Origin of the sequence: Flavobacterium sp. (assembly GCF_031423415.1) — a bacterium.
GTDB lineage: Bacteria > Bacteroidota > Bacteroidia > Flavobacteriales > Flavobacteriaceae > Flavobacterium.
In genome coordinates, this window is sequence record NZ_JANPFL010000024.1 from 33749 (window position 1) to 58548 (window position 24800).

A 24800-nucleotide genomic window follows, 5' to 3' on the forward strand; every position below is an offset into this window, starting at 1 on the left:
AATGAAAAAATTTTATATAATTTGTCTTACCTTCTTCATAAGTTGCACTTATGGACAGGTTTCAAAATCATATACCTATTACATTGAGATGAGTGATATTAGTAGCGCGCCTACTTTTAAAAAAATCAACAACAAATTAACCTACGAAGGAAATGACTTAAAACAAAAAAAAGTTTTTTCAAAATACAATGTATTGGCTTACGAGCAAGCATTTCCTGATGCGATTGATAAAAATCTCCTCAAAATATACGTTCTAAAAACAACAGATAAAGAAATGGTGAGTGATTTATTAATAACTTGCAAAGAGAACTTTAAATCTAGTTCTGACATCACCGATAGGAAAATAGGTTTTTTGTACCAGCCAAATGATTATGGGACGACCAGCACCGTTCCTAATTTAGGAGCTAACGTGTCTAGAAAAGATTTGGATTATTTAAATGCACCAGCCGCTTGGGATATTACAAAAGGAAACTCAACGATAAAAGTTGGTATTTCTGACAGTAGAATAAAGTATGATTTACCTGATTTGTATGGCAAGGTTATAATAACTAGTCAAACGCCGCCGTACTTATCAAATAGTGTTCTTCCTGATCAATATGGTGGCTCACATGGTACTTCAGTAGCAGCTTTGGCAGCAGCACGAGGAAATAATGCTCATGGTTCGGTTGGAGTATGTATGGATTGCGATATAGTTGAAGGAAGCTCTTTTATCGGTGAAGGTAGGTTAGTAAATGGAGAAGTTGTTGCAATGTATTCTAATTTATACAAAATGGCTAAAGCAGGGGCTAGAGTAATCAACATGAGTTGGTGGAGCATTTATTATACTAATAGTTCAACTGGTGATCCTATTGAACAGGCAGTTATTAATGATTTGGTCAATAACTATAAAGTTACTTTAGTAGCTGCGGCGGGTAATTACACATCATTTTCTACTGCAACATCATTTAATGCTGAAATAGCTACTCCAACTGTTCGACCAACAGTAGCAGGTATTTTGTATATATTCCCTGCCTCTTATGACAATGTTATATCCGTTTCATCAATAAATCATAAATATCCTATTATCCTACCTTTAAACAATAATCTGCCTTCATATTGCTGTTTATCAAATTTGTATTCGTATCCCATTCACATTGATCTTGAAGATTCAGTTTCGCCAAATATTAGTAATTTAGACCCTTTGAATCCAATTGGTTTAACTAGCAATGGCAACCCTGGACCGGGTTCATCCACAGGTTTAGTTTATATGCACACATTAAATGACAAAGTAGATTTATTAGCAACAGGTTATTCAGTTTTTGATTATTATCGTTACACACAAAATACTGAATTGTATAAAAGTGGTACATCTTATGCAGCTCCTATGGTAACAGGAACGATTGGATTAATGTTGTCACTTGATGAGTGTTTGCGTCCTAATGAAATTGAAAATATCTTAAAATTGACTGCAAAAGACATTGAACAAATGCCAATAAATACTGCCTTTAATGGTCTTATTGGAGCGGGAAAATTAGAAATTGGCAATGCTGTCAAATTTGTTGATGAGATGATCAAGCCGAATGGAAATTCAATTATTGAGAATCATATTTTTAATAGATTTAATTTTTCTTTATCAAGGATTAACAATAAACTGACAATTAAAAATGTAATTTTTAAAGAAAATTGCACCGCTTCTTTTACCGCCAGAAACGTTATTGAAATAGCTGCCAATTCTGATTTTGTTCCAAATTCATTAGGTTCAATTGATTTGAAATTAAAGAGTGACTTGAGTCTTAATTGTAGTCCGGTTGTTTTTCAAAAAAGAGCTCAAACACCTAAAACTAAAAATCAAGATGGTAATGTATCTAAAACAGTTCTTTACCCAAATCCAAACAAAGGAATATTTACCATCGATTTCGGTTTTGAAAACAAAAACGAAATTGAAGTTGGTATCTATGATACCCTAGGCAGAAATGTTTATAAATCTAGTATAAAAACAGCCACAACGAAAGTAAATCTACCCAACTTACCAGCGGGTTTATATTTAATACAACTACAAGGAGACAATTATAGCGAAACCATAAAGTTTATAAAAGAATAGTCTTGCTTGTATAATGCATTTATAACAAAGAGGCAATAGCCTCTTTGTTTGTGTTTAAGAAAAAAAAATACTTTTTGAATATTTTTCTTTTACTCTACAATGTCTATTTTTTTAAATATTAGCCATAAAAAAATGGGGTATTCTACCCCATTTTTATTGCAATCCTTTTATAAATGGTTGTCTATAATATTCTAACAGACACCCCAACTTTTAGTACTAATACTTTTCTTTTTGAAAGCCCCAACTGCGCAATTCGGCTTTGTAGGTATCAGGATAGTTTCCTTGAAGTACTTTTATCAAACTGTTTAAGGTTTTTTGCAGTTCTTTTTTCAATTCATTTTTACTGCTTACTTTAGTAGCGACCGCTCCGTCGGTAGTAATTGCTTTGCCTAATAAAGTGTCGTATTCCGCTTTAATTCCTGTCCAAAAAGCAGTGCCAAATTCTTTAGCACCCAAACCGTTAGCATTGATGGCGGTAACCATTAGTCTCAAGGATTCTGCACGTTTGTTTCTATCTCTTGGAAAAATATATTTGTTGGTTTGATGCTCAATTCCAAATGATGCATAATAACTGGTGGCTGCGTCTTTATACAATTCTAATAAATATCCTTTTACATACGTCAAGGAGCTATCAATACTGGCATCGAGTTGTTTGAGCCTAAGGGTAATTTGGGGTCTTGAACGCCCTACATCATTACGTTTGCTCAATTCTTGGTTATAAGAGGTTGCTGCTATCGAAAATTTTGCTGGAGTTGTCCATATTAATGTAATCTTCGGGCTAGCCGTCCATTTTGTGGCTACATCAGTTATTACAGTGCCAAAATTAGCATCAGCTGCTGGTACATTGCCTTTTGTTCTTGGTTTGGATTTTTCAGTTTGGGGGGTGGTTTCGTCTGCCATTTTTTTTGTTTTTGGTTAATAGTGTGTTGCTTGTTTACTTATGTTTAGTAAAAGTAAAAAATATTTTTTTTAGTTGTATTAATTTACACGTATTTTTTTTAATAAAACACTATACAGTAAGTAGTTATTAAGAGTAATACAAAAATGATGCGTTTTCTCTATCAAGTCAGGGCATTGTTGTAATACAACGATAATGGTGTTACAATAATTAATGTTCAGTCAATATTGTATCATTTATACATTAAAACTAATGTAACGTTTATTTATTTTTTTATTTAATAGTTGTGTACAGTAGTACAGTGCCTCTATTTTTTTATTTTAGTATAATGTGCAGTAGTACACTGCCTATTTTTTATTATTTTAGTATAATATATAGTAGTACACTACTTATATTTTTTTATTTTAGTGTAGTGTATAGTAGTACACTGTCTATTTTTTTTTATTTTATAGTCGTGTACAGTAGTACATTATCTGCATTTTTATTTTTTAGTTATTTGTACAGTATTTTTCCACACGGCTAAATACTTTTCAGCAATTTTAAGATAATGATGTTCCTTCTCAACAAAGGCTTTGGCTCGTTTACCGATAGCGATGATTTCCTCGGGATTTTCTATCAAGAAAGACAATTGGTGAACTAAATAATCGACATAGGGTAAGGCATTGATAGCCACTTTTTCAGTTAAATTATAATGAGTGTAAAATTCATGTTCGGCACCTGTAAAAACGACTTTTCCTTTTGCCATAGCTTCTAGCGCATTGTAGCCTTGGTCGTAACCATAGACTTGATCTAGCAAAATATGGGCTTTGTTGTACGCCTCAATATATTGGTTGTAAGGAATGCTTCTGGTAACAATGGTTTCCACTTGATTGGGATATTTTTGTTGGATAATTGCTAATGCTTTTTCAAAAAAAGCACTTCCTTTTTTAACGGCACTACCTTCGTTGATCCCCAGAAAAATGATGATTTTATCCTCGATTTTTAGTGGTTCGAATTTGATTTTATCGGTGTTGATTGGGTTTGGGATAAATTGCGAATCGTGACCCATTGCATCCATCGGAATTTTATAATCTAAATCAGAGGTGATTAATGTTGCCGCTTTTTCTTTTATAAAATTGAAGGATTTTCTATACTGTGGTCGAACGTATTTTAAGGTATAATGGTAGTTCTTTTTTAATGTTGCATCTTCAAATAAAGGACTTAAGATGGAGTATTTCATTTCCTTTTTCAAAAGATACTCTATTATTGGAGTTTCTTCCCCACAAATTAATAGGCTTACTTTTTTGTTTTGATTGAAGAGTTTGTTGAGTAAGAATCGGGAGGCAAAAGGGTAGGTTTCTATCGGATCCGAATTGATGAGTTGTATGTGATTATACTCTTTTAAGTTCGGCAGGAAGCAATAGAATCGCAACGCTCGCTCTGTTTTTTCTAAATCTATTTTGGTTAGTGTAAAAAGTAAATTTTTAGCTTTTCGTGTCAACCAAAAGTCGGAGGTAAAAGCAGGATATAATGAATAATCGACATTGTATTTTTTGAAATGATCTCCTGATGCAATAATAGTAACTTCGTGCCCTAAGGCAATTAGTCCTTCTTTTAATGAATTGTGCAATCTACTGTATTCGCCAACCAATAGTATTTTCATTTACAGCAATGTTTTGTATATATTTGTACAAATGTAGGAACAAATTGGAAGAAAAATTTAAAAAAGAAGATTTAGAAATTGTGGTTTCGACAATGAATAGAAGCACCTTGGATTTTTTGATTCCGATGTTTCCTTTTTGTCATTTTTCTGAATTGTCAATTTTAATACTTAATCAAACGCAGGAATCTAATCTTTTGGTTTCCCAATTTCCATCAGTGCGGGTTGTTAATTCCTTTGAAAAAGGCTTATCACGTAGTAGAAATCTGGCTTTAAAAAACACTATTGGCAAAATTGTTTTAATTGCCGATGATGATGTAGTCTATAAAAAAGATTTTGACACAACAATTGTTCAAGCACATAATCAATATGGGAACAAAGCTGTGATTAGTTTTTGCATCGAAAAACCTAATGGTTTGTTGTTTAAAAAGTATTTGCCAAACGCAAAAATGAATCTGAGTTTGATAGAATTATTCAATGTTTTATCTATAGAAATAAGCTTAAACAAGTCTGTTATGGACAAAATTGGAGTTAAATTTGATGAAAATTTCGGTCTTGGAAGTAAGTTTGAGATGGGTGAAGAGGCTATTTTTTTATCCGATATAAAATATAAAATTGATCAAATTGCTTTTGTTCCAAGTAGCATCGCCATACATCCTGAAATATCTTCTAATGATAAAGTCAATGTTTCGGAACGGTATTACATTCAAGGTGCATTTTTGGCTAGAGTTATCAATATCAACTATTTTGTGGGCGTAGTCGCAAAGATCTTTTTTGATTTGAAACAAAAAAAGCTACAATTTAATCAGGTTGTTGGTGCAATACAAAAGGCAAATCAGGGAAAAAAGGATTATTATAAATTAAAAAATTAAAAGGAATGCTAACGGATATTCAATTCATAAATTTTCCTGTTGTAGAAGATGTTCGCGGCAATTTAGCGTTCATACAAAATGATGTTTTGCCATTTGAATTCAAACGAATTTACTATCTTTTTGATGTTCCGAGTACCGCTTTTAGAGGTGGTCATTCGCACATCAATCAGCACGAAATCTTAATTGCTTTGAGCGGTAGTTTTGAAGTGGTTCTTGACGATGGACTCGAAAAAAGAACCATTCTTTTGAATAAACCTAATATGGGTTTTCCCATAGGAACGGGGATTTGGCGCGAATTGCAAAATTTTTCTTCAGGAGCCGTTTGTCTCGTAATAGCATCCGATGTTTTCGACGAAGCGGATTACATTCGGGATTACGATGAATTTTTAGAGTCTAAAAAATGAAAATTCTGTATATCGTTCCAGAAATAAACAATGAAGGAGGAGTCGCCCGAATACTTTCGGTAAAGGCGAACTATTTAGTAGAAAATTTTGGTTATGAAGTTCATATTCTTACCCAAAACGAGGGGAATAATCCACTGTTTTTTACCTTTAATGAAAAGATTGTACTACACGATATGATCTTGAAAGGCAATGTAGTTTCCTTTTTTTTGCAGTATGTAAAAGCGTTAAAAAATGCAGTAAATACAGTACGTCCAGATCTAATACTAATTTGTGACAATGGTTTAAAAGCGTATGGTATTCCTTTTATTTTAAAAACAAAAACTCCTGTTATTTTTGAGTGCCACGGTTCAAAATATATAGAAGAAAATGAGCAAGCAAATTCTTTTTTTGGATCAAAATTGAAAGTAGCATTCAAAGCGTTTGCTGCCAATAGGTTTACCAAGTTTGTAGCCTTGTCTAAAGAGAGTTTGAAGGAATGGAAGGTACGCAATGGCGTGGTAATTCCTAATTCTCTATGGTTTAAAACCTCAGATGCCGCTCATTTAAAATCTAAAAAAGTAATTGTAGTAGGTCGTCATTCTTATGAAAAGGGACTGGATAGAATGTTGCAAATTTGGCAAAAAGTCATTGTAAACCATCCCGATTGGAGTCTAGAAATATATGGAAAATCCACTGAAAATCAAGAATTACAAAAATTGGCAATTGCTTTGAACATTGCTCATAAGGTTACTTTTTTTGAGCCTGTAAAAAATATTAACGATAAATATCTTGAAGCTTCAATACTAGCGATGACATCGCGATATGAAGGTTTTGGTATGGTTCTTATTGAAGCAATGGCGCTGGGAGTGCCCGTTGTCGCTTACGATTGCCCTTGTGGACCACGATCCATTATCACAAATAACAAAAATGGATTTCTTGTGGAAGATGGAAATCTGGATTCATTTGTTGAAAAAATAGAATTGCTTATCGAGGATGAGAATTTTAGAGTTCAGATGGGTAATGAGGCTCAAAAAAGCAGTAAAGCGTATCAAATAGATACTATAATGCTACAATGGAAATCACTCTTTGAAGAACTAACGGGTAATTGAGTGCTTGCTATATAAATTACACAAATTCCCCAAGCGATACAAATCAAAAATAAATAATGAGGGATTGTTGCTGGATAGATTTTTCAGAAAAAGCGGCATTGTTATCTTATAAAATAAAGCAAAAACAAAATTGAGTTTCATTTTATCAATTTTCGCCGCAATTTCAGAAAGCCGAACATAATCTGAAGGCAATAATTCGCGATCAATGAGGTATTTTAAACCCAAAAGTGATTCGTTTTCTTTTTTTATAGCCACTTCAAAAGCGTCTAATCCTAAATGAAAAACCGGGTTTTCAATGTGTATAATTTTAATTTTTTGCTGCATTAAGTTATACGAAAACAACGTGTCTTCGTGCCTTAAATTGGGAATAGTTTCGTTGAAACAAACCGTTGCAAAAATGTTTTTGTGAATCAAAAAATTTAAGGTCAACAATGACAGATAGGGGTTTTGTTGGCGTTTTTCAACAGAAAGTGCTTCTCTTGAATTGCCATATTTCCACCGTAAAACCTTACTTTTATTGGGTTTTCCTTTTTGATATTGTATCCCGCCATAAACAATTTTCTCGTCTTCATTTATTTGTGAAATGTAGTTTTTGATGAAATTATTGTGAATAGGAATGGTGTCAGCGTCAAGAAAAAGTAAACTGTCGAATTTTGTTTTTTTTGCCAATAGATTTCGAATAGCACTTCGTCCAATATTTTTTTCTAATACTTTAAAACTGCACTTTTCCAAACTATTTATCTTCTGATTTTCGTCAAGAAATAGTTTCGAACCATCATCAAACACAAGAATTTCAAAATTGATGTTGCATTCCAAACATTGTTTTTGTAACTCCAAAACCAAAGCAACTACATTATAATTATAGCCAGGAATGAGTATAGACAGCATTACACCGTTTTTTGAATCACTTCAAAAAGGCTCATATCTTCACATTTCAATGTTTTAGACGGGAATTTCATCAGCAAAGCATAGTCGTGAGTTGCCATTATAATAGTTTTTCCGGTGGTGTTAATTTTTTTCAAAACTTCGAGAACTTCAACACTAGTTTGTGGATCTAGATTTCCTGTCGGTTCATCGGCAAGAATTATTTCTGGATTATTGAGTAAAGCTCTGGCAATTGCCACCCGTTGTTGCTCGCCACCTGAGAGTTGATGTGGCATTTTATTAGCATAGTCTTTTACATTAACTTTATCTAAAACTTCATCAATTTTGTTCTGAATTTCAGTTTCATCTTTCCAGCCTGTGGCTTTTAGTACAAAATGTAAATTGTCTTTCACGTTTCGATCTGGCAATAACTGAAAATCTTGAAAAACAAAACCAATCTTTCTTCTCAAAAACGGAATTTCAGCTTCTTTTAAAGTAGCCAAATCAAAATCCATAATCGTTCCTTCGCCTTCAGCCAACGGCAAATCGGCATACAAAGTTTTCATAAAACTGCTTTTTCCAGTTCCTGTTTTTCCAATAACGTAAATGAATTCCCCTTGATTTACCTCAAGATTTACATTTGTTAAAATGGTTTTTTCACCTTGAACGATGGTAACATTTTTTAAAGACAATACAGGTTGTGACATAAGACAAATTATTTTATTTGGTAAAAGTAGCAAGATAACGAATGTATTCAAAATAAATTCTCCGCTAATGCGAAAGATTTCTGAAATCATAACTATTAAGTATGACAAAAATTTTACACGAATTTCACTAATTCACACAAATTTGATATAGATGATTAAGATAATTTCACAAATTAAGATAATTTCACAATTTTATTCGTGGTAATTTGTGCAATTAGTGTCTGTTTTTCTTTTAATCTATCGTTAATTTCTTGTATGTTGAATAGTTACCGAAATTCAAATCGTGATTTTCCAAATTGTTTAAAAAGATGTTTATAATAAAACCCAAAAGCATTTCGTTATACACTGCAGAATACAATACATTTGAAGACTTAACAAATATCCAATGCAAAATAAATTAAGGTCATTATTTCCACTCTTTTTTATAGGTATTTCATTCCTTTCAGCGCAAAAATCAGCTATTTATACTCACGATTCGAACGATTTTGACAAAGCAATTGCGTTGTACAATGACAACCAATATGCTTCGGCTCAGTTAATTTTTGAGAAAGTCAAGTCGGCTGCAGCCAATGAAGAAATCAAATCGGATTGTTCTTATTATGTTGCCAATTGTGCCATTCGCACTAATCAGCCCAATGCTGATGTATTGATGGAACAGTTTGTAACCGATTATCCCACAAGCAGAAAACAAAATCAGGCGTATATTGAAGTGGCTCATTATTATTTCAACCAAGGTAATTATGCCCAGGCCTTAGAATGGTTCGAAAAAGTCGACGAGAACAGTTTGAGTTATCAAGAACAAGATCAGTACAATTTCCAAAAAGGCTATAGTTTTTTTAGTTCGAAAAAGAAAAAGGAAGCTACAAACTATTTTAATAAAGTTGCTAATTCAGCCATATATGGTTCGCAAGCCAAGTATTACCTAGGCTTTATGGCTTATGAAGGCGACGATTACAAACAAGCTACAAAGTATTTCGACGAAGTTTCAGGTGAAGAAAAGTACAAAGAAAAATTGTCGTACTATCAAGCGGATATGAATTTTAAACTTGGTAATTTTCAAAAAGCGATTGATTTAGGTACAAAAGCACTGGACAAATCAACTGCCGTTGAAAATTCGGAATTGAATAAAATCATTGGCGAAAGCTATTTTAATTTGAAACAATACGAGAAATCTATTCCGTATTTGGCGTTGTATAAAGGCAAAAAAGGAAAATGGAACAACACCGATTTTTACCAATTGGGTTACGCATATTATATGCAAAAGGATTACGAAAGCGCCATTTCTCAATTCAATAAAATCATTGGCGGAAAAGATTTTGTAGCTCAAAATGCGTATTATCATTTGGGTCAGAGTTACCTAAATTTAGACAAAAAACCACAAGCTTTAAATGCTTTCAAAAACGCCTCCGAAATGGAATTTGACGTTGCTATTCAAGAAGAATCGAGTTTGAATTATGCCAAATTGAGCTACGAAATAGGAAATCCGTATCAAAGTACACCCGCAGTTTTAACTGCTTTCTTGAAAAAATACCCCAATAATGCCAACAAATCGGACTTAGAAAAATTGCTGATTGATTCTTATATTTCATCCAAAAACTATAAGGAAGCATTGGTTTTGTTGGAGAAAAATAAATCGCCTGAAAATAAATTGGCGTATCAAAAAGTGATTTTTTACAGAGGATTAGAATTATGTATTGACAAAAATTATCAAGAAGCAGCAACTCTGTTTGAAAATTCATTAGACCAACAAAAAGATGCTAAATTCTCGGCTCGTGCAATGTTCTGGAAAGCCGAAACCGAATATGTTTTGGACGATTTCAAAAATGCGGTGTTGAGTTACAAACAATTTCAAGGTTTGGCTGTAGCCAAAGATACGCCGGAATTTAAAAATAGTAATTATAATATTGCGTATTCGCATTTCAAGTTGAAGGAATATGATGAAGCGGGTAATTATTTCCAAAATCAGATTGAAAATGTAAAAGACGACAAGGTACGGTTACACGATTCGTATTTACGTTTGGCAGATTGCCGTTTCGTGACTTCAAAATATACTGCGGCACTCGAAGCATACAACAAGGTAATCGAATTGAAAAGTATCGATGCCGATTATGCGTATTTTCAAAAAGCCATTTGCTATGGATTTGTGTCCAAAAACGATAAAAAAATTGAGGAACTCAATGCTTTTTTACAGATGTTTCCAAAATCAGAATACCGTGATGATGCGTATTTTGAACTCGGAAATACCTATGTTGCTGAAAACAAACAAGACCTTGCCATAAAAACCTACGACAAATTAAATGCTGAATTCAAAAACGGTTCGTTCACTTCCAAAGCCATTCTGCGACAAGGATTAGTCTATTATAATGCCGACAAAGACGAGCAAGCCTTGATAAAGTTCAAGAAAGTCGCAGCCGATTTTCCTAAAACCCCCGAAGCTTTAGAAGCCGTTTCCACAGCAAGATTGATTTATGTTGATAATGGAAAGGTCGATGAATACGCGACTTGGGTTCGTACTTTGGATTTTGTTGCCGTAACCGATGCCGAATTGGATAATGACACTTATGAAGCTGCCGAAAAACAATATTTACAAAACAATACCAAGCAAGCTATCTCAGGATTTAGCAGTTATGTAAGCAAATTTCCAAAAGGAATTCATTCCTTGAAAGCTAATTTTTATCTAGCTCAAATGTATTTTTCGGATGCACAAGAAAATAAATCCATTCCTAATTATGAGTACGTTATCGATCAGCCAAGAAGTGAATTTACAGAACAATCTTTGGCGCGATTAGGGCAAATTTATTTAAAGAATGACGATACATCGAAAGCGATTCAAATATTGACTCGATTAGAAAACGAAGCTGATTTTCCACAGAATAAAACATTCGCCCAATCTAATTTGATGAAATCCCATTACGAAAACAAGGATTATCCGAATTCGGTTGTTTATGCTGAGAAAGTTTTGGCAAATCCAAAAACGGATGACAATGTAAAAAGTGATGCCCAAATTATCATTGCTCGTGCGGCAATTCAAACTGGTGATGAAACCAAAGCACGTTCGGCTTACGCCAAATTGCAAACTATTGCTAAAGGTGAATTAGCCGCCGAAGCTTTGTATTACGACGCTTATTTCAAAAATAAAGACGGAAAATTTGAAGCTTCAAATGTTGTAGTTCAAAAATTAGCGAAGAGTTATTCCAGTTATAAATATTTTGGAGCCAAAGGGTTAATCGTGATGGCAAAGAATTTTTATGGATTGAAAGACAGTTTTCAAGCGACTTATATTTTGGACAGTGTGATCAAAAACTTCACCGATTTTCCAGATGTAATTTCAGAAGCGCAAGCAGAATTGAATACTATAAAGAGGGAAGAGGCTAAAACAAATTCATCGATTCAGAATTAGACCGATTGATAAAAGACGAATAGATGATAGATCGAAGCGATAAACTAAGTAGTTATGGGTGAATTTAAGAGACATAACTTTAAAAAGTTAAAAATATGGCAAATGGCGATGGATTTAGCGAAAGAAATTTTTAAGTTAACATCCAACTTTCCTAGCTCAGAAAAGTTCGGACTGACAAGTCAAATGAATAGATGTTCGGTTTCTATGCCATCAAATATTTCGGAAGGTTCCAGTAGAACTAATAAATCCTTCAGTCATTTTGTAGATATGTCATTAGGTTCGTCCTTCGAGCTTCAAACTCAGTTGTTGTTGGCCAATAGTCAAAATTATGTCTCCGATAATTTATCGCAACATATTGAAAATAAAATTGAAGAATTTCAAAAAGCAACAATGTCATTTCAAAATACATTAAACCAATAATTATGTCAAATAGTATACCATCAATAAGTCTATTATCTATCCGTCTATTATCTATCTGTTTATTATTAACTCAGTTTTCATTTGCCCAAAAAAAGGACCCTAAAAAGGACGAAAACATTGGAACAGAAGTGGTAAATGTAGTAAAACCATATACGCCAACCATTTCAGATGCCTTCAAAGTCAGCGAAACTCCTGTTCTTGATGACGCAGAAAACACCAAAAAAGAAACAATAAAATATTCCATTTTCTCGTTTCCGGTAGCTTCGACTTTTACACCATCCAAAGGAAAAGCTGAAGGTGTCGAAAGAGAAAAACAAGCCCATTTGTTCAATAATTACGCCACTATTGGAGCAGGAAATTATGGAACTTTAAACGCCGAATTATTCGTTAACCAAGAGTTGGGAGCCAATGATTATGTAGGTGGAATGTTTCGTCATCTTTCGTCACAAGGCGGAATCAAAGACGTTGAATTACAGGATTCTTTTTATGATACTTCGATTGATTTGACTTATGGAATTCGTGAAAAAGACTTGTCTTGGAATGTAGATTTGGGTTATCAAAATCAAATTTATAATTGGTATGGTTTACCAATCGATTTTGGAACTACTTTAACCCCAAATGATACAGCCAATTTGATTCAAGCAATCGATCCGCAGCATAGTTACAATAATATCTATTTAGGAAGTAAAATTGAAATAAATGAAAGTATTGTAAAAGAAGCAAGTGCGAAATTCAATCATTTTTCGGATTCTTATGGTTCTACGGAAAATAGATTTTTTGTAAAGCCTTCTTTCGAATTCAACATCAGCGACAAAGCTGTAAAAACGAATGTGATTGTCGATTATTTAGGAGGAAGTTTCGAGAAAAATTATTCCAATACCAACTCGATAAAATATGGCTTTACCAATTTTGGAATTGCACCAAGTTTTGTGATGAATGAGGATGATTGGACGGTGAATATTGGTGCAGGATTATTTTATAGTTTGGGTACTCAAAACAGCAGCAATAAATTTTATGTTTACCCACAAATTAATGCTTCGTTGAAGGTAGTTGGAGATTTAATGATTTTCTACGCTGGCGCGGAAGGGAATTTGGAACAAAACACCTATTCCGATTTTGTTACTGCAAATCCGTATTTGTCGCCAACCTTAAACATTGCGCCAACGGACAAACAATATGATATTTTTGCCGGTTTGAAAGGAAAATTGACTAATACTGTGAGTTATAATCTTCGAGCATCCTATGTGAATGAAAGAGACAAAGCCTTGTTCAAAAGCAATGATTATAACGAAAACAGTACTAATGAAAATTATGCTTTCGGGAATTCTATGCAAATGGTTTATGATGATATGAAAACCATTAGTTTTTACGGTGAGTTGAAAGCCGACATTTCAGATGACCTGACTTTTGGAATAGACGGAACATTTAGCAGTTATACGAACAAGTTTCAAGCTGAAGCTTGGAATTTACCAGCTATAAAATTAAACGCAAAAGTTGATTTCAACATCACCGAAAAATGGTACGCTGGAGCCAATGTGTTCTTTGTTGGAGATCGAAAAGATCAAAAACTGAATACCGATATTGTATACATTGTTGCACCAAGTCCAATCACTTTAGAGTCTTATTTTGATGTAAATGCACACGTTGGATTCAAATACAACGATAGATTAACTGCTTTTTTGAGAGCGAATAATATTGCCAATCAAGCCTATCAAAAATGGTTGGATTACCCAGTTCAGGGATTTCAAGTAGTTTTGGGAGCGAATTATAAATTTGATTTTTAACTTAACCACAAAGTTCACAAAGAAGGCACTAAGAACACGAAAAACAAATCTATAAGTACAGCTTTGTGAACCTAGTGCCTTCTTTGTGAACTTTGTGTTTAAACTTTTCCTATTTATGAATTTCAAACAAAAAATACACCAACATTACCAACAACTTGTTCAAGACCGAGAAGATGCTTTTCGCGATATGATTGTGGCTTTGACAGAAGATTCTAAAAACGATGCCAAAGGTTCTGCGGGCGACAAACACGAAACAGCTTTGTCGATGATGCATATTGAGCAAGAAAAACTAAATCACAAATTGAAAGAAGTTTTGGCTCAAAAAGCGATTTTAGACAAAATTGATTCCGCTACAATTGCCAAAACTATTATCGTGGGTAGCTTGGTAAAAGCCAATGGAATTTACTTGTATTTAAGTGCAGCACTTCCTAAAATTGCTGTTGAAGGAATCAATGTTATTGCGCTTTCTCCGCAATCGCCATTAGGAAATAAATTGACGGGAAATGAAGTGGGATTTTCGTTTGAAATTAATGGGACGAAGTATTTGATTGAGACTGTTGAGTGAATTCTTAAAAAAGATATTATGAAATTTGAGATGTTTTTATTGCCGTTTGCTATTTTGTTGTTCAGTTATTTAATGTATATATTTTTTCATAAAGGAAAAAAAAGACCGATTCTCGGAGAAAAACGAAACAATATGACCAAATATTTAAACAACTACTATAGTCACAGATTATATTGGTGGTGGTTAGTTATGCTTATTTTTGGTTTACTAATCCTTATTCCATTAATAGTAATGGATTTATTTATGTAGATAGACATCCAATTCTTTCACAAAATACTATCAAACCCTTCAAAAAAACCCTAAATCCCTAATATTTTTTTTCGTAAATTCGCCACCTTAAAAGTTTGACTTTAAAACGAAACGAAATTATGAGCAAAACAATGACAATCGACATCTTGTCGAGTATTAAAGGAGCACAGCCTTCGGAGTCAGTGAACCAATTATTTGATGTAATTAAAAATGCAATTCCATCAAATGAAAATTCCTTAAATAATGTCAATCGTAATTGTGTGTCTGTAAATAATTTAAGAGAAGATGTTGTGATAGAAAGTTCGGCTTTAGAGAAACAACTTATAATTGAAAACTTCCCGAACAAAAAAAATGGTTTCTTAGTAGTTGCTAAAGTTATAGAAGGATAAAAATGGACTCTCAAATAAAAAAAATACACCAGCAATTGGTGTCAAAACAAATAACTTGTGTCGCTTTGGTACAGGAAAAATTAGACTTACTGAAACAAAATACATACAACTCTGTGAATTCTTTGTTAGACACTTTGGCGCTAGATTTAGCCGCTAAAGTGGATTTTAAAATTGCAAACGGGGAAACAATAGGTTTGTTAGAAGGAATTCCTTTTGGAATTAAAGATGTATATATGTTGCAAGGAACTTACGCTACGGCAAGTTCAGATTTACTGAAAAATTATAAATCTCCTTACACAGCTACTGCAATTCAAAAATTATTGGATGCAGGTGCTATTCCGTTGGTAAAAGAAAACTGTGATAGTTTTGGTCACGGATCTTCTAGCGAAAACACGATTTTTGGTGCTGTAAAAAACGCAATTAATCCAGAATTAGTTGCTGGAGGTTCAAGCGGAGGTTCTGCCGTTAACGTAGCAAAAGAATATACTGTATTTTCTATTGGAGGCGATACCGGCGGATCTATTCGTCAGCCTGCGGGATACAATCATATTTACGGTTTTAAACCAACTTACGGAAGAATTTCTCGATTTGGATTGATGGCTTATGCTTCTTCTACAGATTGTGTTGGTCCATTGGCAAAATCAATTGAAGACATTCGAATCGTTTTGAACGTAATGAGCGGGAAAGATTCAAAAGATCAAACTTCAATTACTTCAACAGAAATTAGTGAAGATGCGATTGCAACTTCAGCAGTGAAAACTGTTGGGTATTTCAAAAATTTTATTGAAAGTGATGCTATTGATGCTCAAATAAAAGCTGATTTTTTAGCAAGCATCGAAAAAATAAAAGCAAAAGGAATCGCTGTAAAAGAATTGGATTTTTTCAAATCGGATATTTTGGTTTCGACTTATTATACATTGGCAATGGCTGAAACGGCTTCTAATTTATCTCGTCTGGACGGAACTAATTATGGGAACCGAATTGAAGCAGAAAATTTAATTGAAACCTATGCTGTTACCCGTTCTGAAAACTTTTCGGAAGAAACAAAACGCAGAATTGTAGGCGGAAACCAAGTCTTGTCTCAAGGTTTTTCTGATGAAATATATTTAAAAGGATTGGCTTTAAGAGATCAGATTTCTGAGAATTTCAGTAAAGATTTTAAGGAAGTGGATATTATTTTATCACCAGTTACGCCAGGCACTCCTCCTAAAATTGGAGACAGTTTAAAAGATCCTTTGGCGATGTATTTGTCAGATGCTTATACCGTCGGTTTTAGTTTAGGGCAATTGCCAACTTTAACCGTGCCACAAGGAACAAGCACAGGACTGCAAATTACGGCTGCAAAAAATAGTGATGAATTAGTGTTGCAATTTGCAAACTTCTTAAAAGATACAATATAATGGAATTGGAGCAATTAACTGGGGCTTTAAAGGCCCACGATTTAGAATTGGTAATCGGACTGGAAACACACGTTCGATTGAATACCAAAACCAAGTTGTTTTGTTCTTGTCCAAATCAAGAAATAGAAACACCTAACGAAAATATATGTTCGGTTTGTACCGGACAAATGGGCGTTTTGCCTGCTTTAAACAAGGAGGCGATTACAAAAGCGATTTATTTTGGAAAAGCAGTAGATTCGTCTTTTAGTAATGAAGTGATCTCTTGGGATAGAAAACATTACGAATATCCGGATAACCCGAAAAATATTCAAATTACTCAATATCATAATCCGATAATTCCTGACGGACACGTATCGTGTTACCGAAATGACGGTTCTCAATTTACCGTAAATTTAACTCAGGTTCATATTGAAGAAGATGCCGCAAAATTGATGCACGAAAAGAAAATTTCGTTAGTCGATTTTAATAAAGCCGGTGTTCCATTGATAGAAATCGTTACCGAGCCTTGTATGCGTAACATTGAAGACGCTTCGACTTATGCTCAATATATTCAGCGTATTGTTCAAAACTTAGGAATCTCTGAAGCGAATTTGGAGAAAGGAGAATTCAAATCGGATGTTTCTGTGTCTTTGCGCAAAAAACATAGTTATGAATTAAATCCAAGAACCGAAATCAAAAACTTGAACTCGTTTAAGTTTATGGTGGAAGCTTTGAAGGAAGAGGTGGAGAAACAATTCAATTATTTTATCGAACATAAAGAGTTTCGTCCAGACCAAACGACGGTGTTGTGGGATGCTGATTTAAAGCAGACCAAAGTAATGCGTAAAAAAGAATTTGAAGCGGATTACCGTTTTATTTCGGAACCGGATTTACCTTTTGTAAATATTAAAGCGGAGATTGAAGCTATTAAGGTAGACACAAGTGCTTTGCCATACGCTGTTGAATCTATTTTGATTAACGGAGGTGTTTTACCACAAGATGCTAAATTTTTCACGGCAGATAAGCTGCGTTCGCAGACATTTGTGGAGATCAATAACGAAATTAAAGACCCTTCATTTGTTGCTAAAACTTTGGCGAACAATATTAAGGCAGAAGATTACGCTGAAATTCATAGTATTGCCCATTTAACGGAAATTTTCCAATTATTTAAAGCCGAAAAAATCACTGCGGTTCTAGTTCAAAATGCGATTACTTCGTACTTAAAAGACAGAGCTTTTGACTATAATAAGTATTTTGATGACAATACTATTTCTGAAGATACAATTCAGGAAGTTATTGCTAAAGTACTTTCAGAAAATGAGGCGGTTGCCAATAATATCAAAGCTGGAGATCAAGGAAAAGCTGGTATTTTAGTTGGTAAAGTTTTAGGTGTAATTGGAAAAGGAGCGAATGGTAAAGTAATTCGTCAGATTATTTTAGACAAATTGGGTGCTGCTGCAATTTTAGAGAATACTGAAGCCTCTGAAAAAGTTTCCAAAGAGATAATTGCCGAGAATAAAGAAAGTCAAGAAGAATCGCTTCCTGAAATTCCGATTATTATAAAAGACAATTATAGAACACATAAAATTTCACAATTATCAGAAGCAAACATCAATGAGGAAGTGATATTGTCTGGCTGGGTAGCGAGCGTTCGTGATCACGGTGAATTGATGTTTATCGATTTGCGTGATTCTAGTTGTGAGATTTTTCAAGTACGAATTAGCAGAGAGTCGTTCCCTAATATTGATGAGTTAGTGAAACTGAAACCAGAATCGGTAATTTCAGTAACTGGTATTGTCGTAGGGCGTAATGAAGATGATTATAATGCTGGTTTACGCACCGGTAAAATTGAATTGGAAACTTCGGTATTGGAAATTTTAAACTTATCCAAAACCTTGCCTTTCGAAATTAAAAGAGCGGCAAAAACCAACGAAGCCATTCGTTTTCAATACAAGTTCTTAGATCACAGAAACGAAGAGGTAAGAAGAGCCATCGTAAACCGTCATAAGGTAATTAAGTTATTGCGTGACATTTTGGATGAAGAAGAATTCTTAGAAATTGAAACGCCAATTTTAAGTGCAGGAACTGATGAAGGAGCACGTGAATTTATTGTTCCGACACGTAAAGGCTCAGGCTTGTTTTATACGTTGCCACAAGCACCGCAACAGTTCAAACAAATGCTGATGGTGAGTGGTTATGAAAAGTATTTCCAAATTGCGCGTTGTTTCAGAGACGAAGATTCTCGTGGCGATCGTCAGCCGGAATTTACGCAATTGGATATGGAAATGGCCTACGCCAGTATGCAGCAAATCATCGATTTGAACACCAAGATGTTTAATGAAGTAGTGAAAAAAATATACGGCAACAAATGGATTTTACGTCCGTTTGAAATCATTACCTACAAAGATGCGATGGATTTCTACGGTTGTGACCGACCCGATTTGCGTTACGGCTTAAAAATGCAGGATATCACCGATATTGTAAAAGATACCACTTTCCAAGTATTTAGCAAGCCTACTGAAGAAGGTGGAATTGTAAAATGTATCAAAGTTTCGGCTCAAGAGCAAGGAAACAAGCGTATGTCTAAAGGTCAAATTGAAAATCTTACCGCTATTGCGCAACAGCACGGCTTAGGTGGATTGGCTTATATTATCGTAAATGAAGATGAATTGCAATCGCCCATTATCAAGTTTTTAGGCGAAGATATTGCGGCAGGAATTATAAAAGCGACCAATGCGCAAGTGGGGGATATTGTTTTCTTTTCAGCAGCAGATTATGCAACGGCTAACAAAGCTTTGGATGCTGTTCGTCAAGAAATGGGTAGAATATTGCACTTAATTAATCCGAAGGAATTATGTCCGGCTTGGGTAGTTGATTTTCCAATGTTTGAAAGAACAGATGAAGGCAGATGGACCTTTACTCACAATCCGTTCTCAATGCCTGCGATTTACGATTTGCAAAAACATATGAAAGGAGATGATGATGAAATAGGAACGATTATCGCCCAGCAATACGACATCATCTTAAATGGTTACGAAATTGGAGGAGGATCGGTTCGTGCACATAAATCGGAGATTCTAGAAGCGACTTATAGAAATATGGGTTACAATAAAGAAGAAATGATAAAAAGTGTGGGAACGATGTATAAAGCGTTTCAATACGGCGCACCACCACACGGAGGAATTGCTTGGGGAATCGATCGTTTGATGATGATTTTAGAGAAAAAAGCATCTATTAGAGAAGTAATGGCTTTCCCAAAAACAGGTTCTAGCGAAGATTTATTGTTCGGAGCACCATCACTTTTATCGGATAAAAAGGTAGAAGAAATGAATGTTCGAATAATTAAAAAATAGATTTAATTAGTAAAGTTTGTATTTTAAAAAGGTTTGTGCTTAATTGCACAAACCTTTTTAATTTTTTATCAATTGGTATTTTTATGGCATTAAAAATTTCAATTATTATTACTATTTTTATATTTGTAAAGTGAATGTTTTTAAAACATTAATACTTTAATATATTTGTATGGGACTACATTTTTCTTTTCAATTTTACGAGTTGCCACTTCAACATCCATTTACAATTTCAAGGTACACTGTCACGGTACAAAAAACGGCAATAGTGTGTATTTCTGATGGAATTCACTTTGGATACGGAGAAGCAACTGTGAATCCCTACTACCATAGTACTCAAGAGCGATTAACAGAAAGTTTCATCAATATACAATCAATAGTCGAAGCTGCTTCTGGACTTCATCCAGAGGAATTTTGGAATACCATTGAGCCAATTCTCAAAGATGATTATTTTGCTTTGTGCGCTGTTGATATGGCCTATTGGGATTTATATGCCAGAAAAAGCAATAAAACATTACGAAGTTATTGGTCGGGAGAACATGAGCCAACTCCATTAACATCGTATACAATTGGCATTGATTCCATCGAAAAAATGCAACAAAAAATCATTGAAAAACCGTGGCCTATTTATAAGATTAAATTAGGAACTACCAATGATATTGAAATAGTGGAAAGCTTACGCAAAATAACGGATTCCGTTATCAGAATTGATGCAAATTGCGCTTGGAACGCTGGACAAACTATAGAAAACTCTAAAATTTTAAAAGATTTGAATGTGGAATTTATCGAACAACCGCTCAAGGCTGATAATATTGTAGGCATGAAAAAAGTAAAATCCGAATCCCATTTACCAGTAATTGCAGACGAAAGTTGTCAACGTGAAGGCGATGTTTTGAGGTGTAGCAAATTATTTCATGGAGTTAACATTAAATTAATGAAATGTGGTGGAATAACACCCGCATTACGAATGATTCAAATCGCAAAAGAAAACAGTCTTTTGCTAATGGCGGGCTGTATGACCGAATCAACTGTTGGGATTTCAGGATTAGTTCAAATAGCATCTCTTTTAGACTATTTAGATGCCGATGGAGCGTTGCTTTTAAGCCAAGATATTGCAAGCGGCGCCTCGTTTAATTTTGGAAAAATTATTTACCCCAACGCTTTTGGAATAGGAGTGAAATTATACACAAAATAACCCCAAAATGTTAATAACTTCACTACTAAAAGAGGCATTTATAAGGGAATATCAATCCCTATTTTATATATTTGCGTGTTATACAAAAAATACATTTTTAGATTAAAAAATATGAGCGAAGAAATCAAGAAGGACAATTATTCAGCAGATAGTATTCAGGCATTAGAAGGAATGGAGCACGTAAGAATGCGTCCTTCGATGTATATTGGAGATGTAGGAGTTCGAGGACTGCATCATTTAGTTTATGAGGTTGTAGATAACTCAATCGATGAGGCAATGGGAGGTCATTGTGATACGATTAGAGTAGATATAAATGAAGATGGTTCTATTTCGGTAGAAGATAATGGACGTGGAATTCCAGTGGGGATTCATAAGAAAGAAGGAGTTTCTGCATTAGAGGTTGTAATGACTAAAATTGGTGCCGGAGGTAAATTTGATAAAGATTCGTATAAAGTTTCTGGAGGTCTTCACGGTGTTGGGGTTTCTGTGGTAAATGCATTGTCAAACCATTTGAGAGCAACCGTTCATAGTAGCGATGGAAAAGTGTACGAACAAGAATACGAAAAAGGAAAAGCACTTTATCCAGTAAAACAAATTGGAGAAACTACCAAAAGAGGTACGATTGTAACTTTTTATCCAGACCCAAGTATATTTACTCAAACCATAGAGTATTCTTATGATACTTTATCGGGACGTATGCGGGAGTTATCTTATTTGAATAAAGGAATTACTATCACTTTTACAGACAAAAGAGAAGTGGACAAAGACGGAAATTTTGTTTCAGAAATTTTCCATTCGACTGAAGGTCTAAAAGAATACGTTCGTTATTTGGATTCTAATCGGGAGCCAATTATTTCTCACGTAATTTCGATGAATTCTGAAAAAGGAGAAATTCCTGTTGAGGTTGCTTTGATTTACAACACCAGTTATACCGAGAATATTTTTGCTTATGTAAATAATATCAACACTCACGAAGGAGGAACGCACTTGCAGGGCTTTAGAACTGGATTGACCAGAGCATTGAAGAAATATGCAGATGCTTCTGGAATGTTGGATAAATTGAAATTTGAAATTGCTGGGGATGACTTCCGTGAAGGGCTTACGGCTATTATTTCGGTAAAAGTTTCAGAACCACAATTTGAAGGCCAAACTAAAACAAAACTTGGAAATAGAGAAGTTGTTGCGCCGGTAAGTCAAGCCGTGAGCGAAATGATCGAAAATTATTTGGAAGAAAATCCAAATGATGCTCGAATCATCGTTCAAAAAGTAATTCTTGCTGCTCAAGCGCGTCACGCTGCCAAAAAAGCACGTGAAATGGTACAACGCAAAACCGTAATGGGTGGCGGTGGATTGCCCGGGAAACTCTCGGATTGTTCTGAACAAGATCCTGAAAAATGCGAAGTATATCTTGTCGAGGGAGATTCGGCAGGTGGAACTGCAAAACAAGGTCGTGACCGTGCTTTTCAAGCTATTTTGCCTTTGAGAGGTAAGATATTAAATGTGGAAAAAGCGATGCACCACAAAGTTTTTGAAAACGAAGAAATCCGAAATATATTTACCGCACTTGGTGTAACCATTGGAACGGAAGAAGATAGTAAAGCTTTAAATATCTCGAAATTGCGTTACCACAAAGTAATTATTATGTGTGATGCCGATGTCGATGGTAGCCACATTTCTACTTTGATTTTGACATTCTTCTTCCGTTTTATGAAAGAATTAATCGAGCAAGGACATATTTATATCGCTGCACCACCTTTGTATTTAGTTAAAAAAGGAAACAAAAAGGAATACGCCTGGAATGACGATCAACGCGATTCAGCCAACGCAAGAATGGGCGGAAGCGCAGCGATTCAACGTTATAAAGGTCTTGGAGAGATGAACGCTGAGCAATTATGGGAAACTACGATGGATCCAAGTTTCAGAACTTTACGCCAAATAAATATTGATAGTCTTGTTGAGGCTGACCGAGTTTTTTCTATGTTAATGGGAGATGAGGTTCCTCCAAGAAGAGATTTTATTGAAAAAAATGCAGTTTATGCCAATATTGATGCGTAAAAATGCTTTTGGTTTATAGTTTTTGTTGGAAATAAACAACAAACTATAAACAACAAACTATAAACAACAAACAAACATATAAAAATGAAAGTTACCATTGTAGGAGCAGGAAATGTGGGAGCATCTTGCGCAGATTCAATTTCGTATAGAGGAATTGCAAGTGAAGTAGTATTATTAGATATTAGAGAAGGTTTTGCCGAAGGTAAAGCAATGGATATTTCTCAATGTGCCACTAATACAGGTTTTAATACAAAAGTTTCAGGTATTACGAATGATTATTCCAAAACAGCCAATAGCGATGTAGTAGTTATTACATCAGGAATTCCAAGAAAACCTGGAATGACTCGTGAAGAATTAATTGGCATCAACGCAGGAATCGTAAAATCGGTTGCGGATAATGTCTTGACACATTCGCCAAACGCTATTATTGTGGTAGTTTCAAACCCTATGGATACAATGACTTACTTGACATTGAAAGCTACAGGTTTACCAAAAAATAGAGTAATCGGAATGGGTGGAGCATTGGATAGTTCACGTTTTAGATATTATTTGTCAAAAGCATTAGACAAACCATCAAATGATGTTTCAGCTATGGTTATTGGTGGTCACGGAGATACAACTATGATTCCTTTGACAAGATTGGCTTCTTATAATGGTATTCCAGTTTCTGAATTTTTATCAGAAGAAGAATTGGCTAAAGTTGCAGCCGCAACTATGGTTGGTGGAGCTACATTAACAGGTTTATTAGGAACTTCAGCTTGGTATGCACCAGGTGCTTCTGTAGCCTATTTGGTTGACAGTATTTTGAATGACCAAAAGAAAATGATTGCTTGTTCAGTAATGTTAGATGGCGAATACGGACAAAATGATATTTGTATTGGTGTTCCATGCATTATAGGTAAAAACGGAATCGAACAAATTCTGGATATTAAATTAAGCGATTCAGAAAAAGCGGCTTTCGCCAAAAGTGCTGATGCTGTCAGAAATATGAATGGAGACCTAAATTCTATATTAGGATAAGAATTTTGGGTAAAAAATGAAAAGACTGCACTTTTGCAGTCTTTTTTTTGATATTAATCAATAAATATATTGGTTAATCTTTACGTTAATTATATATTTGCTCGGTCAAAAAAATATGATGTAATTCCCAATGGTTTATTTTATAATAAAAATAGAGCTGAAGTCTTGTTTCATAAGGCTTGACCACAAAAATATATACAATAAATAATTAATTTTTAGTAATAATGCAGAATAAAGGACTTATTAAATTTTTTGCAATTCTATTTGCATTGGTAAGCATTTACCAACTTTCTTTCACTTTCGTTTCAAGTAAAATCAAAAGCGATGCTAAAACATTTGCTAAGGGTAATCCTGAAAAAGAATTAAAATATTTGGATTCCATTGGAAAGGAAAATGTGTTCAATCTTGGGTTTACCAATTTTACTTTCAACGAAGTAAAAGA

The 24800-nt window shown here is 34.3% G+C and carries 19 protein-coding genes; 15 read left to right on the forward strand and 4 right to left on the reverse strand.

The annotated features are described in order from the left end of the window. Nucleotide 1: 1 nt before the first annotated feature. Complete coding sequence (locus tag RMO83_RS03045) at nucleotides 2-2080, forward strand: S8 family serine peptidase (RefSeq protein WP_310558198.1); 2079 nt, start codon at nucleotides 2-4, stop codon at nucleotides 2078-2080. 216 nt (nucleotides 2081-2296) lie between these two features. Here RMO83_RS03045 and RMO83_RS03050 read toward each other — a convergent pair whose 3' ends face one another. Both RMO83_RS03050 and RMO83_RS03055 read right to left on the reverse strand, forming a co-directional pair. Continuing rightward, nucleotides 2297-2980 (reverse strand): hypothetical protein, encoded by a 684-nt coding sequence (locus RMO83_RS03050; RefSeq protein ID WP_310558200.1) that lies wholly within the window; start codon nucleotides 2978-2980, stop codon nucleotides 2297-2299. A 479-nt stretch (nucleotides 2981-3459) separates the two neighbouring features. Further along, nucleotides 3460-4620 (reverse strand): glycosyltransferase, encoded by a 1161-nt coding sequence (locus RMO83_RS03055; RefSeq protein WP_310558201.1) that lies wholly within the window; start codon nucleotides 4618-4620, stop codon nucleotides 3460-3462. Nucleotides 4621-4664: 44 nt separating this feature from the next. On the opposite strand from RMO83_RS03055, the gene RMO83_RS03060 reads away from it, so the two are divergent. Genes RMO83_RS03060 through RMO83_RS03070 form a run of 3 tightly spaced genes read left to right on the forward strand, consistent with a single transcriptional unit; the run spans nucleotide 4665 to nucleotide 6981 of the window. Further along, entirely contained in the window at nucleotides 4665-5489 is an 825-nt protein-coding gene (locus RMO83_RS03060; RefSeq protein ID WP_310558203.1) for a glycosyltransferase, read from the forward strand. A gap of 5 nt (nucleotides 5490-5494) precedes the next feature. Beyond that, the gene (locus RMO83_RS03065) at nucleotides 5495-5893 is read left to right on the forward strand and encodes an FdtA/QdtA family cupin domain-containing protein (protein WP_310558204.1); all 399 of its coding nucleotides are present in this window, start codon (nucleotides 5495-5497) and stop codon (nucleotides 5891-5893) included. Further along, nucleotides 5890-6981: a glycosyltransferase family 4 protein gene (locus RMO83_RS03070; protein WP_310558205.1), complete on the forward strand. Its 1092-nt coding sequence runs from the start codon at nucleotides 5890-5892 to the stop codon at nucleotides 6979-6981. Before RMO83_RS03065 ends, RMO83_RS03070 begins: the two co-directional genes overlap by 4 nt. Here the strand turns inward: RMO83_RS03070 and RMO83_RS03075 are convergent. Both RMO83_RS03075 and RMO83_RS03080 read right to left on the reverse strand, forming a co-directional pair. Further along, complete coding sequence (locus RMO83_RS03075; RefSeq protein WP_310558206.1) at nucleotides 6967-7869, reverse strand: glycosyltransferase; 903 nt, start codon at nucleotides 7867-7869, stop codon at nucleotides 6967-6969. The two genes, RMO83_RS03070 and RMO83_RS03075, sit on opposite strands and share 15 nt — an antisense overlap. Next, on the reverse strand, nucleotides 7869-8552 hold the full coding sequence (locus RMO83_RS03080) for an ATP-binding cassette domain-containing protein (protein ID WP_310558207.1): 684 nt from the start codon (nucleotides 8550-8552) through the stop codon (nucleotides 7869-7871). The genes RMO83_RS03075 and RMO83_RS03080 overlap by 1 nt, the downstream gene beginning before the upstream one ends. Before the next feature lie 385 nt (nucleotides 8553-8937). Here RMO83_RS03080 and RMO83_RS03085 point away from each other — a divergent pair, with 385 nt between their 5' ends. The 11 genes from RMO83_RS03085 to RMO83_RS03135 all read left to right on the forward strand — a co-directional run. Continuing rightward, nucleotides 8938-11952, forward strand: coding sequence for a tetratricopeptide repeat protein (locus RMO83_RS03085; protein ID WP_310558208.1), 3015 nt, complete (start codon nucleotides 8938-8940; stop codon nucleotides 11950-11952). Between the two features lie 54 nt (nucleotides 11953-12006). Continuing rightward, entirely contained in the window at nucleotides 12007-12372 is a 366-nt protein-coding gene (locus RMO83_RS03090; RefSeq protein WP_310558209.1) for a four helix bundle protein, read from the forward strand. A gap of 2 nt (nucleotides 12373-12374) precedes the next feature. Next, nucleotides 12375-14156, forward strand: a complete 1782-nt coding sequence (locus tag RMO83_RS03095) for a TonB-dependent receptor (RefSeq protein WP_310558210.1) — start codon at nucleotides 12375-12377, stop codon at nucleotides 14154-14156. A 115-nt stretch (nucleotides 14157-14271) separates the two neighbouring features. Further along, nucleotides 14272-14721: a hypothetical protein gene (locus RMO83_RS03100; RefSeq protein ID WP_310558211.1), complete on the forward strand. Its 450-nt coding sequence runs from the start codon at nucleotides 14272-14274 to the stop codon at nucleotides 14719-14721. Nucleotides 14722-15089: 368 nt separating this feature from the next. Then, nucleotides 15090-15359 carry a hypothetical protein gene (locus tag RMO83_RS03105; protein WP_310558212.1) on the forward strand — a complete coding sequence of 90 codons (270 nt, stop codon included), beginning with the start codon at nucleotides 15090-15092 and terminating at the stop codon, nucleotides 15357-15359. Nucleotides 15360-15361: 2 nt separating this feature from the next. Next, entirely contained in the window at nucleotides 15362-16759 is a 1398-nt protein-coding gene (locus tag RMO83_RS03110) for an amidase family protein (protein ID WP_310558213.1), read from the forward strand. Further along, on the forward strand, nucleotides 16759-20091 hold the full coding sequence (gene gatB/aspS, locus RMO83_RS03115) for a bifunctional amidotransferase subunit GatB/aspartate--tRNA ligase AspS (RefSeq protein ID WP_310558214.1): 3333 nt from the start codon (nucleotides 16759-16761) through the stop codon (nucleotides 20089-20091). The genes RMO83_RS03110 and gatB/aspS overlap by 1 nt, the downstream gene beginning before the upstream one ends. Before the next feature lie 169 nt (nucleotides 20092-20260). After that, a complete protein-coding gene (locus RMO83_RS03120) occupies nucleotides 20261-21283 on the forward strand; it encodes a dipeptide epimerase (protein WP_310558215.1) in 1023 nt (340 codons plus the stop codon). A 111-nt stretch (nucleotides 21284-21394) separates the two neighbouring features. Then, entirely contained in the window at nucleotides 21395-23338 is a 1944-nt protein-coding gene (gyrB, locus tag RMO83_RS03125) for a DNA topoisomerase (ATP-hydrolyzing) subunit B (protein WP_310558216.1), read from the forward strand. Between the two features lie 84 nt (nucleotides 23339-23422). Then, the gene (mdh, locus tag RMO83_RS03130; RefSeq protein ID WP_310558217.1) at nucleotides 23423-24358 is read left to right on the forward strand and encodes a malate dehydrogenase; all 936 of its coding nucleotides are present in this window, start codon (nucleotides 23423-23425) and stop codon (nucleotides 24356-24358) included. Between the two features lie 224 nt (nucleotides 24359-24582). Next, nucleotides 24583-24800: hypothetical protein (locus tag RMO83_RS03135; RefSeq protein ID WP_310558218.1), on the forward strand; the 218-nt coding region annotated here is incomplete at its 3' end.